The sequence below is a fragment of the Acinetobacter sp. TYF_19 genome (assembly GCF_043105125.1).
Classification (GTDB): domain Bacteria; phylum Pseudomonadota; class Gammaproteobacteria; order Pseudomonadales; family Moraxellaceae; genus Acinetobacter; species Acinetobacter johnsonii.
In genome coordinates this window covers 50375-75160 of the sequence record NZ_JBICLH010000041.1, presented here as the reverse complement: position 1 = coordinate 75160, position 24786 = coordinate 50375, and the positions used below count along the sequence as shown (strand labels likewise).

The following is a 24786-nucleotide window of genomic DNA, read 5'->3' as shown; positions in this document are numbered from 1 at the left end:
AGGAAGAGATCATGGGCGCTATAACCCCTAAAGAAGATTACACAAATATTCCACACGAAACTTTCGATGCTGTCATCGTTGGTGGTGGTGGTTCTGGTATGCGCGCGTCTTACCAACTTGCTCAAGCTGGTTTGAAAGTTGCTGTTTTAACTAAAGTATTCCCAACTCGTTCGCACACTGTTGCAGCGCAGGGTGGTATTGGTGCATCTCTTGGTAACATGCAAGAAGACAACTGGCACTACCACTTTTACGACACTGTGAAGGGTTCTGACTGGTTAGGTGACCAAGACGCAATCGAGTTTATGACGCGTGAAGCACCACAAGTTGTTTATGAGTTAGAACACTTGGGTATGCCATTTGACCGTAACGCAGACGGTACGATTTACCAACGTCCATTTGGTGGTCACTCTGCAAACTACGGTGAAAAAGCAGTGCCACGTGCCTGTGCTGCTGCTGACCGTACAGGTCACGCACTTCTTCACACGCTTTATCAAAGCAACGTGAAAATGGGCACTCAATTCTTTGTTGAATGGATCGCGCTTGACCTGATTCGTAACGAAGCAGGTGATGTTCTTGGTGTAACAGCAATCGACCAAGAAACAGGTAAAATTGCAGTATTCCAAGCCAAAGCAACATTATTTGCTACAGGTGGTGCGGGTCGTGTTTACCGTGCATCTACCAATGCTTATATCAATACGGGTGATGGCCTTGGTATGGCGGCTCGTGCAGGTATTCCATTGCAAGATATGGAATTCTGGCAGTTCCACCCAACGGGTGTGGCTGGTGCAGGCGTATTGTTAACTGAAGGTTGTCGTGGTGAGGGTGCAATCCTTCGTAACGATGCGGGTGAGCCGTTCATGGAACGCTATGCACCAACTTTAAAAGACTTGGCGCCACGTGACTTCGTATCACGTTCTATGGACCAAGAAATTAAAGAAGGTCGTGGTTGTGGTCCGAAGAAAGACTATATCTTGCTTGATATGACGCACTTGGGTGCTGAAACGATCATGAAGCGTCTTCCATCTGTATTTGAGATTGGTAAGAAATTCGCGAACGTGGATATCACGAAAGAGCCAATTCCAGTTGTACCAACAATTCACTACCAAATGGGTGGTATTCCAACGAATATCCATGGTCAGGTGGTTGTGCCTGAAGGTTCTGAAACTGAAGCATTTACAGCACATTATGATAAAGATAGCGATATCTATTCAACTAATGCGGGCGATCGTAACTTTACGAAACCTGTTAAAGGCTTCTATGCAATTGGTGAATGTTCTTGCGTGTCTGTACATGGTGCAAACCGTTTAGGCACCAACTCATTACTTGACTTGGTTGTATTTGGTAAAGCTGCGGGTGAGCACATCATTGACTACGTGACTAAACATCACGGTGATGAATACCAACCGCTTCCTACGACTGTACTTGAGCAAACTGTTGCACGTATCCGTAAGTTAGATGACTCAACAACTGGTGAAAATGCCCAAGAAGTTGCAGATGCAATCCGTGACATCGTTCAAGATCATGCTGGTGTATTCCGTACAACTGCACTGCTTGAAGAAGGTGTGAAGCAGATTCTTGCCATTGAACCGCGTGTACGCAATATTCACTTGAAAGACAAATCTAAAGTATTTAACACTGCGCGTGTAGAAGCTTTAGAAGTTGAAAACTTGTATGAAGTGGCTAAAGCAACATTGATTTCAGCAGCAGCTCGTAAAGAGTGCCGTGGTGCCCATACGGTTGTAGACTTTGAAGAGTCTCCAGATCATCCAGCTTACCCATATGGTCGTCGTGATGATGAGTGGATGAAGCACACATTATGGTTCTCTAGCGATAACCGTCTTGAGTACAAGCCAGTACGTTACAAACCATTGTCTGTTGCTGCAATTCCACCTAAACCACGTACATTCTAATTGGGAGAAGTAAGATGAGTAGAGGTACTCGTACATTTAATATCTACCGCTACGATCCTGATAAGGATGCAGCGCCGTACATGCAAACTTTCAAGTTAGAGTTGACTGATAAGCACCGTATGTTGCTTGATGCACTTCTTGCATTGAAAGTACAGGACGAATCATTAACATTCCGTCGTTCATGCCGTGAAGGTATTTGTGGTTCAGATGGTGTGAATATCAATGGTAAAAATGGTTTAGCATGTCTTTGGAACCTAAACGACTTACCAGAAGTGATCACAGTTCGTCCTTTACCTGGTTTGCCTGTAGTTAAAGATTTAGTTGTGGATATGAATCAGTTCTACGATCAGTACAACAAAATTCACCCATTCTTGATCAACAACCAACCTGCGCCACCAAAAGAGCGTTTACAGTCTCCTGAAGAGCGTGAACACTTAGATGGTTTATATGAATGTATTCTTTGTGCATGTTGTTCAACTTCATGCCCATCATTCTGGTGGAACCCAGACAAGTTCTTGGGTCCTTCAGCATTGTTGAATGCATACCGTTTTATCATCGACTCTCGTGATACAGCAACTCAAGAGCGTTTGGCTCGTCTTGACGACCCATTCTCGCTATTCCGTTGTAAAGGCATCATGAACTGTGTATCAGTGTGTCCTAAAGGTTTAAACCCAACTAAAGCAATCGGTCACATCCGTAACATGCTTTTAGATGCTGCGGGTTAATCTGTAGGCTGATCTTCAGTTAGAAAAAGCACACCTTTAGGGTGTGCTTTTTTATTTTATAGCATGTCCCGTCCTGAAATAAGTTTACACCTTTAAGAGGCTTATTTTATGGAACATGAACGAGAACAAAGAGTTAAACGTACACAAGGTGATTATAGCTTTGCCTTTAAAATGATGGTTGTACATGAAGTAGAAAAAGGGCAAATTACTTATAAACAAGCTCAGGCAAAATATGGTATTCAAGGAAGATCAACTGTGCTGGTATGGTTACGCAAGCACGGACAACAGGACTGGACTTCGAATATGCCGCCTTCTTCTAAACGCCAATTAACATCCCAACAACGAATCCGCCAATTAGAAAAACAGTTAGCCGCAGAAAAGCTCAAAACTGAATTTATACAGGATGTGATTTATCACATTGATAAAGAGTGTGGGACTGATCTTGGAAAAAAGTATACCGAGCACGTTTCAAAGATTGGCAAAGCCAAAGAGGACTAAGCGTTTCACGTTATTGTCAGTTGTTGGGAATCACCCGACAAGCTTATTATCAAGCAGAAAAACGTGCTCAAATGACTGCACAAGTAACCGAACAAATACTCGAGTTGATTATGGAGTATCGCTGTCTCATGCCAAGTATCGGAACACGTAAGTTGTATTGGCTTATTAAAGGCAAATTGTTGCAGCGTGGTTTAAAGTGTGGACGGGATCAGTTATTTAAAATATTGAAAGAGCATAATTTATTGATTCGCCCCAAGCGTCGCTATACAAAAACTACGGATAGCAAGCATTGGATGAAGAAGCATCCAAATTTATTAAAGGATTATTCAGCAGTGCAAGCCAACGAAGTCTTTGTTAGTGATATTACTTATGTTGAGAGTGCTGAAGGCGTACATTATTTATCATTGGTGACAGATGCTTATACCCGTCAGATTAAAGGTTATAAGTTATCGAATGATATGCGTGCGGAGAATGTTATGCAGGCTCTACATATGGCGATGCAGCATGTGACGGATCGAGCGACTAGGATGATTCATCATTCAGACAGAGGCTCTCAGTATTGCTCTGAGCTATATCAATCGGCATTGCGCCATTATGGGATATGTCCTTCCATGACAGATGGATACCTTGCGAAACAGTGTTTCTCATATCAAAATGCATTAGCAGAGCGGATTAATGGAATATTAAAGCAGGAGTTTTTAACTACACGATGTCAAACCATGAAGGAGTTAGATCACTTAATTACGGAATCTATCATGATTTATAATTACTATAGACCACATTTAAGTTTAAATATGAACACCCCGAATCAGATGTATGAACAAACGGCTTTGTTGCATAAATATGTAAGCATCTGATTTAAATAAATTTAATTTTGGATCAAAAAATAATCAAAACTTTTAAAATCATATAGTTATGAAATCTTTGTGCAACAAAGCCTGAACAAACTAAAACCGAGCTAATTGCTTAACTCGGTTTGAAGTGGAATACTGTCAATCTATTTCAGGACAAGACAGCTAGATTTTTGCTGTAAAAAATAAAGTTGAGTGAAAGCGTGGGGTTGGCACTATTTTTGTTTGTGATAAGTGGCTTTTGTGGAAATTGCACCAGATTGGTGAAAAGCGCGGCGATTTAAAACAAATGTCATAAATAAGTGCAAGTATGAGTCTGCAAAAAAAGTTATGAAGATGTTAATATGGATGTTGTTGATGGGGAGGGCATATTGAAAGATGATGCTCTCTTTTCGTATGTGTTTTTTGGAGTAGACTTTGGTCTACGTTGAAACTCGGTTTTATTTAAAGCACCATATATTAGATGAAATTTTGATATGTGTATTTCGCCAATTTATGAAAGGTATGTGTCAAAAAAATCAATTGAAATATGGGGAGTATGTTAAAATTTTTGCACATTTATATTTAAAAAATGCGCGCTAAATATGTACATTAATTCAACATTTAAGCTGCATTAGAGCGAGTATAAATGAAGAGTTAGTCGCTTTAGAAAAAATAATGCAATGCCTTATTTTTTCTAAGTCGATTTGCAAAAAATTGCTCGGTTTTGGCCGGGTATGAATGAGTGATGATGCCGCTGAGGGCGTTATGATTCATTGTCACATTGGGTAATTCTAATGTAGTGATAACGCCTCATGGCATCCGCCTTATGGGGACTAATGTCATGTTACCAATTTGACATTACTAATCATGGGTTCGCTTAAAAAGCATCCTGAAATGTTTTTGCAATAGGAAATGGGTCCACAAATGCAAGAAGTTGCTGACGCATTGCGTCTTGACACTGAACTTTCCGCTGATAGTGCAGCGTATATTGAAGAACTTTATGAGCAGTACTTGGCTGCACCAGACTCAGTAGAAGCTGACTGGCGTGCATACTTCGATAAATACCCGAAAGGTGATCAACCACACAGCAATGTACGTGAGCAATTCTTATTACTAGGTCGTAATTCAAGTCGTGTTCAAGCAGTGGTACAAAGTTCTGTTAGTACAGAACATGAACGTCGTCAAATTGGCGTACTACAACTGATTGCAGCGTACCGTAACCGCGGTCACCAAAAAGCGAAGCTTGATCCTTTAGGTTTGGCAAAACGTGAAATCGTGCCAGATCTTGACCTTGCTGCACATGGCTTAACCCAATCTGATTTTGACACTGTATTCAATACAGGTAATCTTTTGATTGGTAAAGACGAAGCAACTTTAGGTGAAATGGTTCAAGCCATGGAAGCAACGTACTGTGCTTCAATTGGTGCAGAATACATGCACATTGTTGATACCAAAGAAAAACGTTGGATTCAACAACGCCTTGAAGGTGCGCGTGGTCAATTCAATTTCACTGCAGAACAGAAAAAACACGTATTAGAGCGTTTAACTGCGGCTGAAGGCCTAGAAAAGTTCCTAGGCAATAAATACGTTGGTGCAAAACGTTTCGGCGTGGAAGGTGGTGAATCTTTCATTCCAATGGTTGATGCTTTGATTCAACGTGCAGGTTCTGTAGGTTGTAAAGAAGTGGTCATTGGTATGCCGCACCGTGGTCGTTTAAACCTTCTTGTAAACATCATGGGTAAAAACCCAGCAGACCTATTTGGTGAGTTCGAAGGTAAGAGCTTACATAAAAAAGGTTCTGGTGACGTTAAATACCACCAAGGTTTCTCTTCAAACGTAATGACTCCAGGTGGCGAAGTTCACTTGGCATTGGCGTTTAACCCATCACACTTAGAAATCGTCGGCCCTGTGGTTGAAGGTTCAGTACGTGCACGTCAAGTGCGTCGTAAAGACATTGGTGGTGATGATGTATTGCCAGTAATTGTTCACGGTGATGCTGCATTTGCAGGTCAAGGTGTTAACCAAGAAACCTTCCAAATGTCACAAACACGTGGCTATACAGTGGGTGGTACGGTTCACATTGTGGTGAATAACCAAGTTGGTTTCACAACATCTGATCCACGTGATGCGCGTTCTACAGAATACTGTACGGACATCGCGAAAATGATCCAAGCGCCGATTTTCCATGTGAACGGTGATGATCCTGAATCAGTATTGTTTGTTGCGCAATTGGCACATGATTTCCGTCATACTTTCCGTAAAGACGTTGTCATTGACATGTTCTGTTACCGCCGCCGTGGTCACAACGAAGCGGACGAGCCAGCTGCAACTCAGCCAATGATGTATCAAGTCATCAACAAGAAAACGACAACGCGTGCGCTGTATGCAGACCAATTGGTTCAAGAAAGCGTCTTAGACCGTGCTAAAGCAGATCAAATGGTTGAAGACTACCGTGCTGATTTAGAAGCAGGTAAGCACGTTGCCAATGCATTGGTACTTGAACCAAATACAAAAATGTTTGTAGATTGGGCACCGTACTTAGGACATGACTATACAGACGTATGGGATACAACATGTTCTGAAGATCGCTTAAAAGAACTTGGTCGCAAAATGCGTGAGCTTCCTGAGGGCTTCGTAATGCAGCGTCAGGTTGCAAAAGTGATTGATGATCGCCTGAAAATGCAAACTGGTGAAATGCCATTGAACTGGGGTGCTGCTGAAACTTTAGCTTATGCATCACTTTTGGATGAAGGTTTCCTTGTTCGTTTAACAGGTGAAGACGTTGGTCGTGGTACATTCTCACACCGTCATGCGAAGTTGCATAACCAAGTGGATGGTTCAACGTACATCCCACTTTGCCACATTAAAGAAAATCAACCACGTACAGCAATTTATGACTCATTATTGTCAGAAATGGCGGTGTTAGGTTTTGAGTATGGTTATGCAACCACGCTTCCTAAGAGCTTGGTGATTTGGGAAGCGCAATTTGGTGACTTCGCAAACTGTGCACAGGTTGTAATCGATCAGTTCATCGCATCAGGTGAAACCAAGTGGGAGCGTGTATGTGGTTTAACGCTACTTCTTCCTCATGGTTTTGAGGGTCAAGGGCCAGAGCACTCATCTGCACGTTTAGAGCGTTTCTTACAGCTATGTGCTGAAGACAACATGCAAGTGATGACACCAACTACACCTGCACAGATTTTCCATGCTTTACGTCGTCAAGCGATTCGCCCAATTCGTAAGCCAATGATCATCATGTCACCGAAGTCTTTACTTCGTCACAAGCTTGCAACGTCTACTTTAAGTGAACTTGCAAATGGTACATTCCAAACTGTGATTGATGAAATCGACAACATCAACAAAGCAGACGTAACACGTTTAGTACTTTGTGGTGGTAAGGTTTACTACGACTTGCTTGAGAAACGTCGTGAGCAAGAGTTGAATAACACTGCAATCGTTCGTATTGAACAATTGTATCCATACCCTGAACAACGTATTGCTGAAGTTCTTGCTCAATATCCAAATGTGAAAGACATCGTTTGGACGCAAGAAGAGCCGAAGAACCAAGGTGCTTGGTTATTTATTGCTCCTCGTCTATATGATGATGTAATGAAGTCGGCTAAACCAGTACGTATCAGTTATGCAGGTCGTGAAGCTTCTGCTGCACCGGCTTGTGGTTCACCATATTTGCATGCAAAACAACAAGCTCAGCTCGTAAATGACGCTTTAGCGATCGTAGCTGAATAACAGGAGATTCTTAGTAATGGCAACCGAAATTAAAGCACCGGTATTCCCTGAGTCAGTTGCGGATGGAACAATCGCAACTTGGCACAAACAACCAGGTGAAGCAGTATCACGTGATGAAGTGATCTGTGATATTGAAACAGATAAAGTTGTTTTAGAAGTTGTTGCTCCTGCTGACGGTACAATTGCATCGATCATTAAAGGTGAGGGTGACACTGTTCTTTCAAATGAAGTGATTGCACAGTTTGAAGAAGGTGCTGTATCTGGCGCTGCGCAAACTGAAGCAGTTCAATCTGAATCGAAAGTAGAGCAAGCGGTTGTTCAAACTGAAGCAGGTGCTGCACCAGTCGTTGAACGTGCTCAAGTTGCTGATCAAGCGCCTGCTGTACGTAAGGCATTGACTGAGTCTGGCATTCCAGCTGCTGATGTTGCGGGTACAGGCCGTGGTGGTCGTATAACGAAAGAAGATGTGGCAAATCATCAAACTAAACCAGCAGCTCCAGCTGCAGCACCATTAAGTGTTGCTGTGGGTGAGCGTGTTGAAAAGCGTGTTCCTATGACACGTCTTCGTAAGCGTGTTGCTGAGCGTCTACTTGCTGCAACGCAAGAAACTGCAATGTTGACAACGTTTAACGAAGTGAACATGAAGCCAATCATGGAAATGCGTGCACAATACAAAGACGCATTTGAGAAGCGTCACGGTGCGCGTCTTGGCTTTATGTCTTTCTTTGTTAAAGCGGCAACTGAAGCACTTAAACGCTACCCAGCAGTTAACGCTTCAATTGACGGTGATGACATTGTTTACCACGGTTACTATGACATTGGTGTAGCAGTATCTTCTGAGCGTGGTCTAGTTGTACCTGTGCTTCGTGATACAGACCGCATGAACTATGCTGAAGTTGAAAATGGTATCCGTGACTTTGCTTACAAAGCACGTGATGGCAAATTGGGCATCGAAGACATGACTGGCGGTACGTTCACAATCACCAACGGTGGTACTTTCGGTTCATTGTTGTCGACTCCGATCTTGAATACACCACAAACTGCGATTTTGGGTATGCATAAAATCCAAGAGCGTCCAATGGCTGTAAACGGTCAAGTAGAAATCTTACCGATGATGTATTTAGCGCTTTCTTATGACCACCGTCTAATCGATGGTAAAGAAGCAGTTGGTTTCCTTGTAACAATCAAAGAATTGTTAGAAGAACCAGCTAAATTGATCCTTGACCTTTAATTCTAAAGAATAAAACATGGGCTTAGAGCGATCCTCTAAGCCCATTTTTGGAGATAAAAATGTCTCAACAATTTGATCTTGTTGTAATTGGCGGTGGCCCAGGTGGTTACGAAGCAGCAATTCGTGCAGCGCAGCTTGGTTTTAAGGTTGCTTGTATTGAAAAACGTATTCACAAAGGCAAACCATCATTAGGTGGGACGTGCTTAAACGTGGGTTGTATTCCGTCTAAAGCATTGCTTGACTCTTCACATCGTTATGAAGATACAGTGCATCACTTAGCTGATCACGGTATTACCACAGGTGATGTGAACTTTGATTTGTCTAAACTCCTTGCACGTAAAGACAAAATTGTTGACCAACTTACTATGGGTATCGACGGCCTTCTTAAAGGGAATGGTATCGAATGGTTAAAAGGTACTGGTAAATTACTTGCTGGTAAAAAAGTTGAGTTTGTTTCTCATGAAGGTGAAACTCAAATTTTAGAGCCAAAATATGTGATTCTTGCATCTGGTTCTGTGCCTGTAAATATTCCTGTAGCTCCTGTTGATCAAGACATTATTGTTGATTCAACTGGTGCTTTAGAATTCCAAGAAGTTCCTAAGCGTTTAGGTGTTATTGGTGCTGGCGTAATTGGTTTAGAACTTGGTTCAGTATGGCGTCGTTTAGGTGCTGAAGTTGTTGTATTTGAAGCAATGGATGCATTCTTACCAATGGCTGATAAAGCATTGGCTAAAGATTACCAAAAATTATTGACTAAACAAGGTTTAGACATTCGCGTAGGCGCTAAAGTTGCAGGTACTGAAGTTAACGGTCGTGAAGTAACCGTTAAGTACACGCAAGGTGGCGAAGAAAAAACTCAAACTTTCGATAAATTAATTGTTTGTGTTGGTCGTCGTGCTTATGCAGAAGGTTTATTGGCTGATGATTCAGGTATTAAACTCACTGAACGTGGTTTAGTTGAAGTGAACGATTGGTGTGCAACTTCTGTTGAAGGTGTATATGCAATTGGTGACTTAGTACGTGGTCCAATGCTTGCACATAAAGCAATGGAAGAAGGCGTAATGGCTGTTGAACGTATTCACGGTCATGCAGCTCAAGTCAACTATGACACGATCATTTCTGTGATTTACACACACCCAGAAGCGGCGTGGGTCGGTTTAACAGAACAGCAAGCGATCGAGAAAGGCCACGAAGTGAAAACGGGTCAATTTGGTTTCGCTGCAAACGGCCGTGCAATGGCTGCGGGTGAAAATGCTGGTTTCGTGAAGTTTGTTGCTGATGCAAAAACTGACCGTTTACTGGGTATGCACGTGATTGGGCCTGCTGCGTCTGATATCGTACACCAAGGTATGATTGCACTTGAGTTTGTATCTTCGGTTGAAGATCTACAGTTGATGACTTTCGGTCACCCAACATTCTCTGAAGTGGTTCATGAAGCTGCACTTGCAGTGGATGGTCGAGCGATTCACGCAATCCAGCGTAAACGCAAATAAGACAACGAAAAGAGCGACTACGGTCGCTCTTTTTTGTTTCAGGTGTTGTCTTCTCATGAAGAATCATCTAAAAATAAAGACAAGAAGTTTTAAAAATCCAAAATGGTTACTGTGATAGTAAACAGTTTCGGTGCAACAAAAAGTAAATAAGCAGTAATAAAAAGGTTAGTCGATGAATTTACATGAATATCAAGCTAAAGCGCTATTAAAAAAATATGGTATGCCTGTTCAAGAGGGCGTACTTGCCACCACTCCAGACGAAGCAGTAAAAGCCTTTGAACAAATAGGCGGAAAATTTGCTGTCATGAAAGCCCAAGTGCATGCAGGTGGTCGTGGTAAGGCGGGTGGCGTAAAAGTTGTAAAGTCAGCAACGGAAGCTGCTGAATATGCAAAAAGCATCATCGGGACCAACCTTGTTACCTATCAAACCGATAGCCATGGCCAACCTGTAAATAGCGTACTTGTCGCGGAAGATGTGTATCCTGTAGAGCGTGAACTGTATTTAGGTGCAGTGGTTGACCGCTCAAGCCGTCGTGTGACCTTTATGGCTTCGACCGAAGGTGGCGTCGAAATTGAAAAGGTTGCTGAAGAAACCCCTGAAAAAATTATTAAAGTTGAAGTCGATCCTTTGGTTGGCTTATTGCCATTTCAAGCGCGTGAAGTTGCATTTAAGTTGAACCTTAAAGATGGTCAAGTGAATCAATTTGTGAAAGTGATGTCTGCTGCGTATCAGGCGTTCATTGAGAATGACTTTGCTTTATTTGAGATTAACCCGCTATCTGTGCGTGAAAATGGTGACATCCTATGTGTCGATGCCAAAGTGGGGATCGATTCAAACGCGCTGTATCGTTTACCAGAAATTGCTGCGCTGCGCGATAAGTCACAGGAAAATGAACGAGAGTTAAAAGCGTCTGAATTTGACCTCAACTATGTCGCGCTTGAAGGCAACATTGGCTGTATGGTCAATGGCGCGGGCCTTGCAATGGCAACCATGGATATTATTAAACTCTATGGCGGCCAACCTGCGAACTTCCTTGATGTCGGTGGTGGTGCAACCAAAGACCGTGTGATTGAAGCGTTTAAAATTATTCTGGCAGATACCTCTGTACAAGGGGTATTGATTAATATCTTCGGTGGAATTGTACGTTGTGACATGATTGCTGAAGCAATTATTGCAGCGGTTCAAGAAGTAAATGTGACCGTACCTGTGGTTGTTCGTTTAGAAGGGAACAATGCTGAATTGGGTGCCAAATTACTTGATGAATCAGGTTTAAAACTTATTTCTGCAAATGGCTTATCGGATGCCGCAGAAAAAATTGTTGCTGCAGTAAAAGCGTAAGGAGTATCAATATGAGCGTATTAATTAATAAAGACACCAAAGTATTGGTACAAGGTTTTACAGGCAAAAATGGTACATTCCACTCAGCACAAGCGCTAGATTATGGAACCAAAGTCGTTGGTGGGGTTACACCGGGTAAAGGCGGCACAACTCATCTAGATTTACCTGTATTTAACACCATGAAAGATGCAGTTGCAGGTACAGGTGCAGATGCGACTGTGATTTATGTGCCGGCTCCGTTTGTATTAGATTCAATTATTGAAGCAGTGGACTCAGGTGTTGGACTGATTGTGGTCATCACAGAAGGTGTGCCAACTTTAGACATGCTCAAAGCTAAGCGTTATCTTGAAACCAATGGTAATGGTACGCGTCTGATTGGTCCAAACTGTCCGGGTATTATTACTCCGGGTGAATGTAAGATTGGGATTATGCCGGGTCATATTCACCAACCGGGTAAAATTGGTATTATCTCGCGTTCAGGTACGTTGACTTATGAGGCGGTTGCTCAAACGACAAAACTGGGCTTAGGACAATCAACCTGTATTGGTATTGGTGGTGATCCAATTCCGGGCATGAACCAAATTGATTGTTTGAAACTGTTCCAAGAAGATCCGCAAACTGAAGCGATTATCATGATTGGTGAGATTGGTGGTACGGCTGAAGAAGAAGCAGCAGAATATATTCAATCGCATGTGACTAAACCGGTTGTGGGTTATATTGCTGGTGTAACAGCGCCGAAAGGCAAGCGTATGGGGCATGCGGGAGCAATTATTTCTGGTGGTAAAGGGACTGCGGAAGAAAAGTTTGCAGCATTTGAAAAGGCGGGGATGGCGTACACGCGTAGCCCAGCAGAACTCGGTTCAACGATGTTCCAACTTTTAAAGGACAAAGGTTTAGTTTAAGCTTTTATATTTTAAAGGAAAAAGCCGTATGTCTTAATTGCACATGCGGCTTTTTTGTGGGGAGTATTTTGGTTTGCTCTAAGACAAAAAATAATATGAGGGTTTAGAGTAACTTAATCCCAGTTGAAAATTATATTCAGCCGCATTGGAAAAGCCATACTGAGCAAAAGATAAAATGGTGAAATTAGAGCAAGATTTGCTATGTACCTACCAATCTGAGAACTGAGAAATATTTAGTGTACACTGTTTCTATAGGTGACTATGCTATATTCATAATTAAAATAATTCTTTTGAAGACATAGTATTGTAGATGTTGAAGCCGATTCATTTATTGTTTTTCCGCTGCTTATTCTTATTCGGGTTGGCGATGAATAGCGCTTATGCTGAAAATGAAGACGTCTATTTGGCGGAGTCTTTGAGTGATGATATCTTCCACCATTATCAGCAGTTAGCGGCACAACATGATGAAGAGGAAAACGATTACACATTGATCAATAATGATTTTTATGAGAATGAATATATTCGTATATTTAACTACTCGGCCTACAACTCGGATGGTTTGAGCCATAAATTAGGGACAGGGGAGTTTCCCAGTTCAGACTTGGATGTACTCAGTATTTCATTCGGGTATGGTATTGAAATTAAAGTCAACAAAAGAAATAAAGTGGGATATGAGTACCTTTCAAATTTTCCTTATGATCGTGGGCAATTGATTCGTTTCTTTTGGGTACGTTTGCACTAAATAGCTTAATTCTATTTATTCATAAAAACTTTTTTTTCATTACTGTTTAGAATGTTTTCACTCAATTGTAAGGTCTAGGATGTTTACATTACTTCTTTGAATTCACTGGTGGCGAGTGAATCGACTTAAGAACGAAGATAACTTAAATTTTTATAATAGATGATGGGCTTACGGTGCTGAGTCAATTCTTAGGTTTATCGTTTTAAAAGCTTAAATGTGTATTTTGTAGAAAGTTGAATATTAAAGCAGATGATAAGAAACGCGACAGATCGTCGCGTTTTTTGATTGTAAGTCTAACTACTATTGAGCTTTGCTTTGCGGTTTTAAGCTTTGGGTTAAACCATTGATGTCGCCGCCTTGAATTCCCAGTTCATTCATTAAGCTATCAATTAATGGCGCTTGGGTACGATAGCGTAGCGCACTATTCACCACTTGATCAGACAAAGCAACTTGTGAAGATTCCGCACCATCACCTCCAGTTGTGGCTGAGCCGACATTACCTAAACCGTTAACCTGTAGAATTTTGATGTCGTCAATGTTTTCCATCGGCTTAACACTTTCACGAATGATTTCAGGTAAATATTTTAATAATGCTAGGCGAATTTGCATTTCAACTTGCTCAGGAGATAAGACGTTGTTGGCCTCATTCACTGCACGTGTACCATCGGCGTCGACTTGGTATTGTTTTTCCATTGCCTGAGCCAACAGTATTTTGGCATCTGCTTCACCTTTGGCTTTTAAGCGAGCTTGTTCAGCTTGAGCTTCCGCAGCAATACGAACGGCTTCGGCATCATCGGCAGCAGCTTGTTTACCTGCTTCAGCTGCCACCGTAATCGCAATTGCATCTTTTTCTGCAGCTTGCTTCGCTGCAACCAATTCAACAGCTTTTTGACGCTCAGCACGCTGGGTTTCACGTACGGTAATCACTTCTTCTTCAGCTTTAACCGCTTCAGCGCGGGCACGGTCAGCAGAAGCTTTGGCTTCAGACTCTTCACGCGACTTTTCAGCAATCGCAATGGCACGTGATTGTTCTGCCAGTTCGATGGTTTTCTTTTGCTCAACCTGCGCTTGTTCAATAATTTGTGATTTTTGAATATTTTGGCTTTCTACATCACGTGCTGCACCAATACGCTTTAACTCGACTTCACGCTCAGCTGCAATACGTGCTTCTTCTGCTTCACGTTTTTTCTCAGCTTCTTGTGAGGCAATTTCAGCCAATTGTTCTGCACGTCGAATTGCAATTTCACGCTCTTGCTGTAGTTTGGCGTATTCTTCTTCGCGGATGATTTGTAGACGTGCTTGTTCTGCTTCTAAGTTTTTGGTCTTAATGGCAAGGTCAGCGTCTTGCTCGATATGATTACGTTTACGACGACGGTCTTCAATCGTTTCAGTCAGCTTGGTTAAACCTTCGGCATCGAATGCATTTTGAGGGTTAAAGTATTTAAAACCTGTTTGGTCTAAACCTGTTAATGACACAGTTTCAAGCTCTAGACCATTTTTATGTAAGTCTTCGGACACCACTTGTTGTACTTTTTGCACAAAATCTACGCGTTTTTCATGTAACTCTTCCATCGCCATTTCAGCAGCGACTGCACGCAAGGAATCGACAAATTTGCCTTCCACAAGGTTCTTCAACTCATTTGGAGACATGGTTTTTTGTCCCAAAGTCTGCGCGGCCACTGCAATTGATTCTGCTAGTGGCTTCACACGGACATAGAACTCAGCCATGACATCGACGCGCATACGGTCACGGGTAATGAGCGCTTGATCATCAGCACGGCGAACCTCTAAACGTAGCGTGTTCATGTTGACAGGGATAATTTCATGTAATACAGGCAGTACAATTGCACCTCCACCTAAAATAACTTTTTCGCCGCCAAAACCTGTACGTACGAAAGAGATTTCTTTGCTTGAACGACGGTACAGACGGGCAATAATAATGCCGATAATAACCAGAGCTGCAAAGATAATCCCTGCAAGAATAAGAATGTTATAGAAATTGTTGCTGAGCATAAGGGTCCCGATTTTATTTAAAGTTATAAGTACAAAATGAAAGAATTAAAGTGAAATGGCTTTAAAGCCAATCTTGGTTTTTTGAGTCAAAATGACTTCTTGACCTTGAGAAAAATGAAGGTCTGTTTCAGGTTCAACCAGTACATAATGCGTTTGCCCGAACTGATCTTGAACTCGTGCTTGAGCAGGTGAGTTAACTTTAGCCTCTCCTAAAATAATCAGTGCTGTTCGTCCAATCAGCTCTTCACTGTAAATTGCTGTGGTTTCATCTTGTGGCAAAATTTTAGCAATCAGCATGGCGCTGTAACGAATCATAGGCATCGAAAGTACGAGGCAAAGAGGTGCCATGATCCATGCACTCCAATAGCTCCCGGTCCAAGTTTGAAGAATGGACTGTAGAATAAAGCCACTTAAGCTATACAGGGTGAGGAAGATAATCAGCCAAACCAAGAGAGGAACACGGCCAATAAACAACCAATCCAGCAGGGCATTGAGCCAACCTTGATCGGCATCTAGTGCAATGTCGACGTCTTTAGTACTGCCTAAGTCATCAGGTAGGAATTGGTCAAGTAGGCCTTGTGAGCCGCCGCCTAATACCAATAAAATCAATTCGAGCAGTCCCAACAAAAACATGAGACTGAGGCAAATACTAAAAATTAAATTGGATGGGTGAGTAAATAATTCCCACATTCTAAAGGTTCTCTATTTTTATGCTGTTATCAGTTAAGTGTAAATTTTTAAAAAGAATTGTATTGAAATTGGGCTTTAGCATAGCATTCAAAAAACAGAATGTCTAAGTTTGTTGGCACGTAAAGAGAGAGCAGTTAAATTGTAATTTGATAAATTTTAGGCAAAAAAATACGCAATGATTGGGGTATTCATTGCGTAGAACTACGAATCTGTTGTTACACAGTTTCGGTAAAAAGGAGAAACGTTATATCTCAGGGTTAATCTAAGCTATGAACTCATCATAAGGGTTGAGCATTCTTATTTCATGAGTATTCACGTTAATTACTGTAAATTTAGGTTAACAAACGACACTAAATGTCAGTTTTTGAGATGCATGTGGCTTATTCGTGTTTATTTCGCGATTAAAAAAGCCTTTCTCAGTGAGAAAGGCTTTAAAGAAGCGCATTAGTTTAAGACCGGATTAGAAATGAAACACCCCTAAACCTGATTTAACTTCATCTAGAGTCTGTTGAGTGATATCACGACATTTGTCTGTACCGGTCTTTAAAATATCCATGATGTAATCAGGATCTTTCGCAAGTTCCATTCGACGTTCACGAATTGGCGTAATCAGCTCTTTCAATACGCCTTCAAGACGCTTTTTCACCGTACCATCGCCCAAACCGCCACGGCGGTAATGTGCTTTCAGTTCTTCAACTTCTTCTTTGTTTGGATCAAACGCATCTAAATATGTAAATACGATATTACCTTCAACCTGACCTGGGTCTTCAACACGCAAGTGGTTCGGGTCGGTGTACATCGCATTAACAGCTTTTTTAATGTCTTTATCTGTTGCATCCAACACAATGGTATTGCCTAAAGATTTCGACATTTTGGCTTTACCATCAAAGCCGGGTAAACGGCTCATATTGGAAAGCAGAGCTTTACATTCAGGCAGTAATTCCTGACCAATCTGACGGTTTATGCGGCGTACGATTTCATTGGTCTGTTCGATCATTGGAATCTGGTCTTCACCCACAGGTACAACCGTTGCTTTAAATGCGGTGATATCTGCGGCTTGTGCAACGGGGTAGCATAAGAAACCAGCTGGAATATCACGTTCAAAACCACGCATCTGAATTTCAGACTTGATGGTTGGATTACGTTCTAAACGAGACACGGTCACAAAGTTGAGATACAACATGGTGAGTTCATTTAGCGCGGGTAAGCTCGACTGCACGCAAATGGTGGTTTTGGTTGGGTCGATTCCGACAGCTAAGTAATCTGTGGCAACTTCAAGAATATTGCGGCGAACTTTTTCGAAGTTATCTGCATTGTCAGTAAAGGCTTGTGCATCGGCCAATAATAAATGCTGATGGTGTGAATCCTGCAAACCCACACGTGAACGTAAAGATCCGACAAAGTGCCCTAAATGAAGTTGTCCCGTTGGACGGTCGCCTGTCAAAATAACAGGACGGTTGTCTTGATTACTCATTATCTATTTCCAAAGTCGTCGTAGCGACATGCTATTTTCAAAGAATGCAGACATTGTACGGCATAATCTTTTTCAATGTCAGTCTTAAAAAAACTGCAGTGAAAAAATTATAAAATCAGTTAAATTTCAAAAAACAAATATTCAAAAGCTTAGATCACAGATTAAAATGTCAAAATTCTCAAGATGGATAAAAATAAATGGCGAGTAGCTTATTAATATTACTAGATGATATTGCCACGATATTAGATGACGTTGCAGTCATGAGTAAAATGGCAGCAAAAAAAACGGCGGGCGTTTTGGGCGATGACTTAGCACTGAATGCCCAACAGGTGAGTGGGGTTCGTACTGACCGTGAGCTGCCTGTGGTTTGGGCTGTGGCTAAAGGCTCTTTTGTTAATAAATTGATTTTAGTCCCTGCAGCGCTGTTGATTAGTGTGGTTGCACCGTGGCTGATCACGCCACTGTTGATGATTGGTGGTTTATTTCTATGCTATGAAGGGGTAGAAAAAGTCCTGCACAGTTTGCATCACAAAAAAGCCAAAACCGAAGAAGAAGCCAGCCAAGAATTAACTGCGATTGAAACCGATATGGCGACTTTTGAAAAAGATAAAGTCAAAGGGGCGATTCGTACCGACTTTATTTTGTCGGCAGAAATTGTGGTGATTTCACTGGGGACTGTAGCGGCAGCAACTTTTTCAACCAAAGTTATGGTGTTGTCTGTAATTGCTATTTTAATGACTGTCGGTGTGTATGGTTTTGTGGCGATGATTGTCAAAATTGATGATTTAGGGCTGTATCTAACTCAGCAAGCCTCTTCATTTAAGCAAACTATTGGCCGTGGTTTACTGGCTTTTGCACCAAAGCTGATGAAGACCTTAACTATCGTGGGCACTATCGCGATGTTTTTAGTGGGTGGCGGTATTATTTCCCACGGCGTGCCTTTATTGCATCATTTCACTGAAGGTTCAGTGGATTATGCTGAACATATTCCAACTGTGGGCAGTATCATTGGAGCATTAACCCCAACACTGATTAATTTAGTGATCGGTTTTGTGGCTGGTTTGATTGTATTGGCTATTGTGAGCTTGATTAAAAAAGTTTGGCCGAGCTCAAAAAAGGCATAAACTGGATCGGGTCAGCATGAATTAGAAGAAGGAAGAGTGCTATGCGTTGGAAGGGACGTCGTGTCAGTAGCAATGTCGAGGATCGTCGCGGTGGTGGCGGTGTCAAGGCGGGTGGCATCAGTATTTTAGGGCTGATCGTGGCCTTTGTGGCATGGAAATTTCTAGGAGTCGATCCGCAGCAAGCCTACCAAGCCACTAAACAAGTGACCGCACAAACTGGAGCGGCAGAAACTCAAGGTTTGGATAACCCAACGCCTGATCAGCAGGAAGCGATGGACTTTGTCGGTACTGTACTGGCCGATACTGAAGACACATGGAGTCAAATTTTCCAACAGCAATTGGGACAACAATATGTTCCGCCCAAGTTGGTGATGTTTTCAGGAGTGATCAATTCGGGTTGTGGTACCGCTCAGTCTGCAATGGGGCCGTTTTACTGTCCAGCAGATCAGAAGGTGTATATCGACACCGCTTTCTTTAAAGACATGCGGACTCAAATGGGTATTGGCGGTGAGCAAAACCAAACGGAGTTGGCGCGCCAAGATCAAGCGGGTGACTTTGCTCAGGCTTATGTGGTGGCACATGAGGTTGGACATCATATTCAGACCATTTTAGGTATTTCTGAACAAGTACAAAAAGCTCGTGCACAGGGCTCAAAAGCGCAAGGCAATGCTTTATCGGTACGCCAAGAGTTACAGGCTGACTGTTTAGCAGGAGTATGGGCGCATCATAACAATCAACGAACTCAGTTCTTAGAGCAAGGGGATGTTGAAGAAGCGATGGATGCGGCACATAAGATTGGTGATGATTACTTACAAAAGCGGGCAACAGGGCAAGTGGTCCCTGATAGCTTTACCCATGGAACTAGTCAACAGCGTATGACTTGGTTTGGCACGGGCTTTAAGTCGGGTCAAGTTGAAAGTTGTGATACTTTTAATCAAGCCATTTAAGCTATAAAAAAGAGGCGATTGATCGCCTCTTTTTTTATTTCAAGCAATTCATTCTAGCGGTTTAAGAACTGCTTAAAGTTTCGAGCAATACGGACACTCACATATAACGCAATACAGGCAAATAACAATACCCCAAACACCACATACTTTAAGTTGCTCATATCTGCGTGGTAAAACTGCTGAATTTGCTCAGGCGTATAACGCAATGTTTTAACATCTTGTGTCCGTGTATCGAGATAACTGACTTGCTGAATATAGTTAAACTGCCCCGCTTTGAGTAGTTCAATTGACTGAATTTGGCGGGTATGTTGTTCGTTGTAGTCATCTACACAAATGTCAGTTAAATAATGATCACAGCTGAGTTTGGCGATATAACCCTGATTGGCCACATGCAAATAAATATGATCATCGGGAGCTTTATTGTTTGAAAGTAGAACCAGTGTTTGATCGGGACGAGAGTTCATTTTAAAACTTTGGGCTGAGGCAAAAGTTTGCTCAGCCTGTAAAATTTCTTTGGTTTTCGCAAAGCAGGTTAGAAACAACGCAAAGGTCGTGAGGAAAATAATCAGTGCGAAGAACATCCGAAAGATGGTTTTAAAAGTGAATTGCATAGGAGATCAAACTTGGCCAAAGGGAAAGTTCACGCATAAAAAACATGCATATGCCCTATGTTAATTCATCATCAGGAGAAATGTTAAAAAAATTATTTTTTTCGGGCGTTGATGTGAAAAATGATTAAAATATTTCGAGCATCAATGTGTATGAAGTGAATTTTTATTCCATAGATAAGCACTGAAAGCCGCCATCTCCCCAACCGCCCAATTTGGAAGTTCAATGGGAAATTATTTTTTTCTACAAGTTTTTACCGTTATTTTTGCATTATCTATTGCAACGACTATTTTTAATAAACGTATTTTAGGTTTTCCTCAAGCCATTGGCGTACCCATCGTTTCCGCCATTTTTGTCTTTATTTTACAGTGGGGCGCGAGCCTGCTGAGTGGTAATCAGTTTATTACCATCAATATTCATAACATTGAAGAAGCGGTTCGTCACATTGATTTTTATGACTTTTTAATCAATGGCGTGATTTGCTTCATTTTGACCTCTTCTGCACTGAAGTTCAAAGTCTCAGATTTACGTAGTTATTGGAAGCCGATCAGCATTTTAGCCAGTATTGCGTTGGTACTGTGCGCCGTGTTCTTTGGGGTGGTGCTCTACGGTTATCAGTTCATTATTGGGCAGCATGTCGATTTATTGGTGCTTTTGCTGTTGGGGGCTGCATTGGGTGCAACGGACCCGATTGGGATCAAAGGCGTACTCAGTTCGGTACGTGCGCCACATCATTTAATGGTCAAGCTCGAAGGAGAATCACTGTTTAATGATGCCATGTGTATTGCCTTGTTTATGACGCTTTTAAACGTCTTACAAGGTGAAAACTTTACCGTCATGGGCGTGTTGCAGACCTTGCTCTATGAAATTTTTGTCGCCGTCATTATTGGTTGGGCCTTTGGTTTAGGGATCTTGCGACTGCTGCGTGGTAAGCACGAAATGGAGTCTCTCATTTTGACCACAGCACTCTTGGCCTGCGGTTCGTACTTGGTTGCACTGTTTGCGCATGCTTCAGCACCGATTGCATGCGTCATCGGTGGTTTGATTGTGGGGAATAAATGGAAAGAAATTTTACAAGAACGCGAAATACGGGAAGTAAACCATTTTTGGCATACGGTTGAAGGGATTATTAACTCGTTCTTATTCACCTTAATTGGCTTGGAACTGTTTATTTTAGATCTCAGCTTTAGTCTGATTTTTGGCGGCATCGTCGCTTTTATTATTCTGCATGCTTCACGTTTTGCAGCGAACTATTTATCTTTTGCCTTTTTTCCCTCTTTCCGTAAGAAAAGTTATAACGGAAGTTTGGCGATTTTGTCATGGGGCGGAGTACGGGGAGGGATTTCCTTAGCACTGATCTTAGCGGTAGCTAACGTACCTGAGTTAAGTGAATACAGCAGTATTTTGATTGGTTATACTTTTATCGCCGTGTTGCTTTCAGGTATGGTCTGCGGTCTAGGATTACCTGCTGTAATGAATGCGTTTTACTACAACCCGAATGAAGAAAAGACAGGTTTTAAAGGTTGGTATCAACGCCTGTGTAATAAAATGAACCGTAAAGGTTTCAAGTATATTATTGGTGAAGATGCACAGGGCTATGAAACCATTATTGTCTATCAACCTGAAGCATTGATTGATGTTAAAGCGGATGACGGCATTGCCGCGGTGCATAACCCTGAGCGAGTTCAGGAAGTGAAACGGCTGGAAAGTCCTGATAATTTTTAGTGATTTGCTCAATCAAGAAGCCCCTGTATTGGGGCTTTTTAGAATGAATGAGCTGGTTTATTTGAATCAAATAATGATGTCATTATGGAATACTTAGAATAGGGCACATTTGAAATGGCAGAATCGATAGTCAAAGAACTAGCCCCGATGATTTTTCAGGTGATCGCTCAGATTCCTTATGGGCGGGTAGCCAGTTATGGACAAATTGCACGTTTAGCAGGCATTCCCAAACATTCGCGTTTAGTGGGTTATGTGCTGAAACATATGGATGCAGATAGTAGTTTACCTTGGTATCGGGTAATCAACTCCCAAGGGAAAATTAGCCTAAGTAAACTGAATGATCAGGGACAGAACATTCAAGCACAGTTACTTATGGCGGAAGGTATTTTAGTGATTGGGGACAAAGTGAAAATGAAAGAGTTTCAATGGAATATTTAAAATAGAAATGCCCTACCTCCGTAGAAGTAGAGCACTCGATGTATTACTGGCGAACAACTAAAACAGGAATGTGCGCTTCACCTAAAACACTTTGTGCAACACTGCCTAGGAATAAACGTTTTAAACCTGTACGACCATGAGAGCCAATGACAATCAGGTCTGCTTTAGATGTTTCTGCTTCTTTGATAATTTCACGGTGCACCACCTGACCTTCAAGTAGTTTTGCTTCAACTGGAATGCCCAGATCGCTAAATTTAGCCGCAGCTTCCTCTAGCGTTTTCAAAACTGAAGTACGCGCACGTTCAATTAAGTCATTGGTTTGAGTTGCAGAAATGTATTCAGCCGCAATGTAAGGGTCAAGTGCAAGTACTTGAACGACTGTGATTTTTCCGCCAAATGCTTTAGCAAGTTCAGCCGCTTGCGCAACGGCTGCATATGATGTTTCTGAACCGTCTACAGGGACTAAAATGTTTTGGTATGCCATGGTTGTTTCTCCTTATTATCAACTGATTATACGTGCAGATTTCTGTTCTAATGTATTACGGGTTAAATACAGCTTATACCTTGATATTAGCTGTATTTTTTAAAGAATAAAACCTAGTAAATTCATATGGATATTTGCATATGAAATGCTAATTTCTCACTTCTAAATTAGCACAAAAGCGTGTGAATAATAATCAATTTAACACGGCTTTGTTGCACAAAGATTTCATAACTATATGATTTTAAAAGTTTTGATTATTTTTTGATCCAAAATTAAATTTATTTAAATCAGATGCTTACATATTTATGCAACAAAGCCAGTTCAAACTCAATGAGTAAATCTCATAGTAAGGAGTTTTTTATGAAATCAATAAAATTTATAGAGATGGAGAACCTATGAGGAAGCCCAAAGGTAAATTCCGTTGTATATCACAAACTTCTATTTGTCCTACATGCAAAGAAGCACTGCTAGGCAATCTCATTGTCTTAGGTGAACATTACCAAATCATACATGGCCGATTACCGACTGATGGGGAAATATATCAATTTAGAACATACAAAAAGAAAGAAATTCCTTTAGATAAATATGCTGAATATTCAGGAGCATATTGCAAAAATAGTTTTAATGAAGTTAGTGGTGGATTACCCTCATTAGGAAAAAAAAGGCGATGAGAATAAAACACTAATAAGTAATTAGTCAAAGGTTGTTAGATAAGCAAAAAATCACCTTACCAGATTATTTACAGGCTCTTCTAGAAAGTATTTTTCTAAAGCATCAATATCATTTGATTGAAACAAATGGCGTAAGCTTAATAATTTTTTTTCATCCAAGGCATAAATATTTAATCTTAATAATCTATCGATTTGCTCTGGAGAAAATCGAGTTTTTATAATTTTAGCAGGCACTCCCCCAACTATTGTATACGGAGGCACATCTTTAGTAACAACAGCACCTGTTGCAACCACAGCACCTTCACCAAGTGTGACACCTTGCATAATCATTGCACGAGAGCCAATCCAGCAACCATCTCCAATGACTGTATCGCCAGCAGGTACAAAACTGCGTGTATCAAACGGAAACGATGAAATCCAGTCGGTACGATGTAACTGGTTACCACCCATCATAATCACGCATTCTGCGCCAAAACAGACGAAATTACCGATATAAAGCTGGTCAATAGGCTTTTCTGGTGTAGCAGGCTTGTCATGCAAATATCGAACAACACAACGCTCAAAGCCAGAATCCCAATAAGCACTATAGTAACTATAATTACCTTTAATATGGATATTAGGATTTTTAACTGTTTTGGATATGAACTCAAATTCACACCAATGTTTTACTGGACTGTCACACAAGCTTCTATTCATAAAATCAAAAGTAAGTCGTCAATAGTGAACCGTACCGGGTTTGTCGGAGACTTTTTATTTAAGTTAGGCCACCTGACCTAACGGGTTAATCTTATCATAGTACATTGCTTCAAACTCAAAAGGCGACTTGTAACCCAATGCACTGTGTACACGCTTTTTATTGAACGGCTTTGTTGCATAAATATGTAAGCATCTGATTTAAATAAATTTAATTTTGGATCAAAAAATAATCAAAACTTTTAAAATCATATAGTTATGAAATCTTTGTGCAACAAAGCCATTTTGAAGTATAAAAATTTAATTTATTAAATTGTATAAAAAACAAAAGGATATAAGAAATTCCATATTTCTTAGTAATGTTTATTTTTTTGAATAGTAAGAGTAATTCCCTTTAATGTGAATATTCGGATTCTTCACCGTTTTAGAGATGAACTCAAACTCACACCAGTGTTTGACAGGAGAATTAATCAGGGGCTCAGACATAAAAAGACAGCG

General features: G+C 41.2%; 20 protein-coding genes and 1 pseudogene. 14 read left to right on the top strand and 7 right to left on the bottom strand.

The genetic code is table 11. The features are described from left to right. Positions 1-11: 11 nt before the first annotated feature. From sdhA to ACF8FD_RS04515, 9 genes are all read left to right on the top strand, one after another. Positions 12-1910: a succinate dehydrogenase flavoprotein subunit gene (sdhA, locus tag ACF8FD_RS04555; protein ID WP_279678636.1), complete on the top strand. Its 1899-nt coding sequence runs from the start codon at positions 12-14 to the stop codon at positions 1908-1910. Positions 1911-1924: 14 nt separating this feature from the next. Then, positions 1925-2635, top strand: coding sequence for a succinate dehydrogenase iron-sulfur subunit (locus ACF8FD_RS04550; protein ID WP_004982744.1), 711 nt, complete (start codon positions 1925-1927; stop codon positions 2633-2635). Positions 2636-2743: 108 nt separating this feature from the next. Further along, a protein-coding gene (locus ACF8FD_RS04545) for an IS3 family transposase (RefSeq protein ID WP_392453254.1) occupies positions 2744-3990 on the top strand; the annotation gives its coding sequence in 2 pieces (ribosomal slippage) (positions 2744-3080 and positions 3080-3990; 1248 coding nt in all). Positions 3991-4890: 900 nt separating this feature from the next. Beyond that, on the top strand, positions 4891-7713 hold the full coding sequence (locus ACF8FD_RS04540; protein WP_234305079.1) for a 2-oxoglutarate dehydrogenase E1 component: 2823 nt from the start codon (positions 4891-4893) through the stop codon (positions 7711-7713). Positions 7714-7729: 16 nt separating this feature from the next. Further along, positions 7730-8944, top strand: a complete 1215-nt coding sequence (gene odhB, locus ACF8FD_RS04535; RefSeq protein ID WP_058870084.1) for a 2-oxoglutarate dehydrogenase complex dihydrolipoyllysine-residue succinyltransferase — start codon at positions 7730-7732, stop codon at positions 8942-8944. A 59-nt stretch (positions 8945-9003) separates the two neighbouring features. Beyond that, positions 9004-10437: a dihydrolipoyl dehydrogenase gene (gene lpdA / locus ACF8FD_RS04530; protein WP_234304629.1), complete on the top strand. Its 1434-nt coding sequence runs from the start codon at positions 9004-9006 to the stop codon at positions 10435-10437. Positions 10438-10609: 172 nt separating this feature from the next. After that, entirely contained in the window at positions 10610-11776 is a 1167-nt protein-coding gene (gene sucC / locus ACF8FD_RS04525) for an ADP-forming succinate--CoA ligase subunit beta (protein WP_058870082.1), read from the top strand. A gap of 11 nt (positions 11777-11787) precedes the next feature. Then, on the top strand, positions 11788-12678 hold the full coding sequence (gene sucD, locus ACF8FD_RS04520; RefSeq protein ID WP_004982733.1) for a succinate--CoA ligase subunit alpha: 891 nt from the start codon (positions 11788-11790) through the stop codon (positions 12676-12678). Positions 12679-12988: 310 nt separating this feature from the next. Beyond that, positions 12989-13420: a hypothetical protein gene (locus ACF8FD_RS04515; RefSeq protein WP_234304630.1), complete on the top strand. Its 432-nt coding sequence runs from the start codon at positions 12989-12991 to the stop codon at positions 13418-13420. Between the two features lie 300 nt (positions 13421-13720). On the opposite strand, the gene ACF8FD_RS04510 is transcribed toward ACF8FD_RS04515, so the two are convergent. The 3 genes from ACF8FD_RS04510 to trpS all read right to left on the bottom strand — a co-directional run bounded on the left by ACF8FD_RS04510 (position 13721) and on the right by trpS (position 17597). Further along, a complete protein-coding gene (locus tag ACF8FD_RS04510) occupies positions 13721-15433 on the bottom strand; it encodes a flotillin family protein (RefSeq protein WP_078388588.1) in 1713 nt (570 codons plus the stop codon). Between the two features lie 45 nt (positions 15434-15478). Further along, positions 15479-16123, bottom strand: a complete 645-nt coding sequence (locus ACF8FD_RS04505) for a YqiJ family protein (RefSeq protein ID WP_004982725.1) — start codon at positions 16121-16123, stop codon at positions 15479-15481. Positions 16124-16583: 460 nt separating this feature from the next. Continuing rightward, positions 16584-17597 (bottom strand): tryptophan--tRNA ligase, encoded by a 1014-nt coding sequence (trpS, locus tag ACF8FD_RS04500; RefSeq protein WP_126037504.1) that lies wholly within the window; start codon positions 17595-17597, stop codon positions 16584-16586. A 197-nt stretch (positions 17598-17794) separates the two neighbouring features. Here trpS and ACF8FD_RS04495 point away from each other — a divergent pair, with 197 nt between their 5' ends. Both ACF8FD_RS04495 and ACF8FD_RS04490 read left to right on the top strand, forming a co-directional pair. Continuing rightward, on the top strand, positions 17795-18721 hold the full coding sequence (locus ACF8FD_RS04495) for a DUF808 domain-containing protein (RefSeq protein ID WP_114836765.1): 927 nt from the start codon (positions 17795-17797) through the stop codon (positions 18719-18721). A gap of 41 nt (positions 18722-18762) precedes the next feature. After that, positions 18763-19668: a neutral zinc metallopeptidase gene (locus ACF8FD_RS04490; protein ID WP_004695581.1), complete on the top strand. Its 906-nt coding sequence runs from the start codon at positions 18763-18765 to the stop codon at positions 19666-19668. A 53-nt stretch (positions 19669-19721) separates the two neighbouring features. Here the strand turns inward: ACF8FD_RS04490 and ACF8FD_RS04485 are convergent, their stop codons facing one another. Continuing rightward, positions 19722-20279 carry a hypothetical protein gene (locus ACF8FD_RS04485; protein ID WP_005400421.1) on the bottom strand — a complete coding sequence of 186 codons (558 nt, stop codon included), beginning with the start codon at positions 20277-20279 and terminating at the stop codon, positions 19722-19724. A 223-nt stretch (positions 20280-20502) separates the two neighbouring features. Here ACF8FD_RS04485 and ACF8FD_RS04480 point away from each other — a divergent pair, with 223 nt between their 5' ends. Both ACF8FD_RS04480 and ACF8FD_RS04475 read left to right on the top strand, forming a co-directional pair. Next, a complete protein-coding gene (locus ACF8FD_RS04480) occupies positions 20503-22002 on the top strand; it encodes a sodium:proton antiporter (RefSeq protein WP_004695584.1) in 1500 nt (499 codons plus the stop codon). Between the two features lie 114 nt (positions 22003-22116). After that, positions 22117-22440, top strand: coding sequence for an MGMT family protein (locus ACF8FD_RS04475; RefSeq protein WP_005400422.1), 324 nt, complete (start codon positions 22117-22119; stop codon positions 22438-22440). Between the two features lie 43 nt (positions 22441-22483). Here the strand turns inward: ACF8FD_RS04475 and ACF8FD_RS04470 are convergent, their stop codons facing one another. After that, positions 22484-22924 carry a universal stress protein gene (locus ACF8FD_RS04470; protein ID WP_004695589.1) on the bottom strand — a complete coding sequence of 147 codons (441 nt, stop codon included), beginning with the start codon at positions 22922-22924 and terminating at the stop codon, positions 22484-22486. A gap of 395 nt (positions 22925-23319) precedes the next feature. Here ACF8FD_RS04470 and ACF8FD_RS04465 point away from each other — a divergent pair, with 395 nt between their 5' ends. After that, positions 23320-23595, top strand: a complete 276-nt coding sequence (locus tag ACF8FD_RS04465; RefSeq protein ID WP_180079446.1) for a hypothetical protein — start codon at positions 23320-23322, stop codon at positions 23593-23595. 51 nt (positions 23596-23646) lie between these two features. Here the strand turns inward: ACF8FD_RS04465 and ACF8FD_RS04460 are convergent, their stop codons facing one another. Together ACF8FD_RS04460 and ACF8FD_RS04455 are read right to left on the bottom strand one after the other, a co-directional pair. Then, the gene (locus ACF8FD_RS04460; RefSeq protein ID WP_234304631.1) at positions 23647-24291 is read right to left on the bottom strand and encodes a CatB-related O-acetyltransferase; all 645 of its coding nucleotides are present in this window, start codon (positions 24289-24291) and stop codon (positions 23647-23649) included. Between the two features lie 369 nt (positions 24292-24660). After that, positions 24661-24774, bottom strand: a pseudogene (locus ACF8FD_RS04455) (antibiotic acetyltransferase); the annotation flags it as partial. Positions 24775-24786 lie beyond the last annotated feature (12 nt).

Bases quoted from the DNA above. Each gene is read 5' to 3' on its own strand.
- sdhA (WP_279678636.1), top strand. From the start codon at position 12: ATGGGCGCTATAACCCCTAAAGAAGATTACACAAATATTCCACACGAA.
- ACF8FD_RS04550 (WP_004982744.1), top strand. From the start codon at position 1,925: ATGAGTAGAGGTACTCGTACATTTAATATCTACCGCTACGATCCTGAT.
- ACF8FD_RS04540 (WP_234305079.1), top strand. From the start codon at position 4,891: ATGCAAGAAGTTGCTGACGCATTGCGTCTTGACACTGAACTTTCCGCT.
- odhB (WP_058870084.1), top strand. From the start codon at position 7,730: ATGGCAACCGAAATTAAAGCACCGGTATTCCCTGAGTCAGTTGCGGAT.
- lpdA (WP_234304629.1), top strand. From the start codon at position 9,004: ATGTCTCAACAATTTGATCTTGTTGTAATTGGCGGTGGCCCAGGTGGT.
- sucC (WP_058870082.1), top strand. From the start codon at position 10,610: ATGAATTTACATGAATATCAAGCTAAAGCGCTATTAAAAAAATATGGT.
- sucD (WP_004982733.1), top strand. From the start codon at position 11,788: ATGAGCGTATTAATTAATAAAGACACCAAAGTATTGGTACAAGGTTTT.
- ACF8FD_RS04515 (WP_234304630.1), top strand. From the start codon at position 12,989: ATGTTGAAGCCGATTCATTTATTGTTTTTCCGCTGCTTATTCTTATTC.
- ACF8FD_RS04510 (WP_078388588.1), bottom strand. From the start codon at position 15,433: ATGCTCAGCAACAATTTCTATAACATTCTTATTCTTGCAGGGATTATC.
- ACF8FD_RS04505 (WP_004982725.1), bottom strand. From the start codon at position 16,123: ATGTGGGAATTATTTACTCACCCATCCAATTTAATTTTTAGTATTTGC.
- trpS (WP_126037504.1), bottom strand. From the start codon at position 17,597: ATGAGTAATCAAGACAACCGTCCTGTTATTTTGACAGGCGACCGTCCA.
- ACF8FD_RS04495 (WP_114836765.1), top strand. From the start codon at position 17,795: ATGGCGAGTAGCTTATTAATATTACTAGATGATATTGCCACGATATTA.
- ACF8FD_RS04490 (WP_004695581.1), top strand. From the start codon at position 18,763: ATGCGTTGGAAGGGACGTCGTGTCAGTAGCAATGTCGAGGATCGTCGC.
- ACF8FD_RS04485 (WP_005400421.1), bottom strand. From the start codon at position 20,279: ATGCAATTCACTTTTAAAACCATCTTTCGGATGTTCTTCGCACTGATT.
- ACF8FD_RS04480 (WP_004695584.1), top strand. From the start codon at position 20,503: ATGGGAAATTATTTTTTTCTACAAGTTTTTACCGTTATTTTTGCATTA.
- ACF8FD_RS04475 (WP_005400422.1), top strand. From the start codon at position 22,117: ATGGCAGAATCGATAGTCAAAGAACTAGCCCCGATGATTTTTCAGGTG.
- ACF8FD_RS04470 (WP_004695589.1), bottom strand. From the start codon at position 22,924: ATGGCATACCAAAACATTTTAGTCCCTGTAGACGGTTCAGAAACATCA.
- ACF8FD_RS04465 (WP_180079446.1), top strand. From the start codon at position 23,320: ATGAGGAAGCCCAAAGGTAAATTCCGTTGTATATCACAAACTTCTATT.
- ACF8FD_RS04460 (WP_234304631.1), bottom strand. From the start codon at position 24,291: ATGAATAGAAGCTTGTGTGACAGTCCAGTAAAACATTGGTGTGAATTT.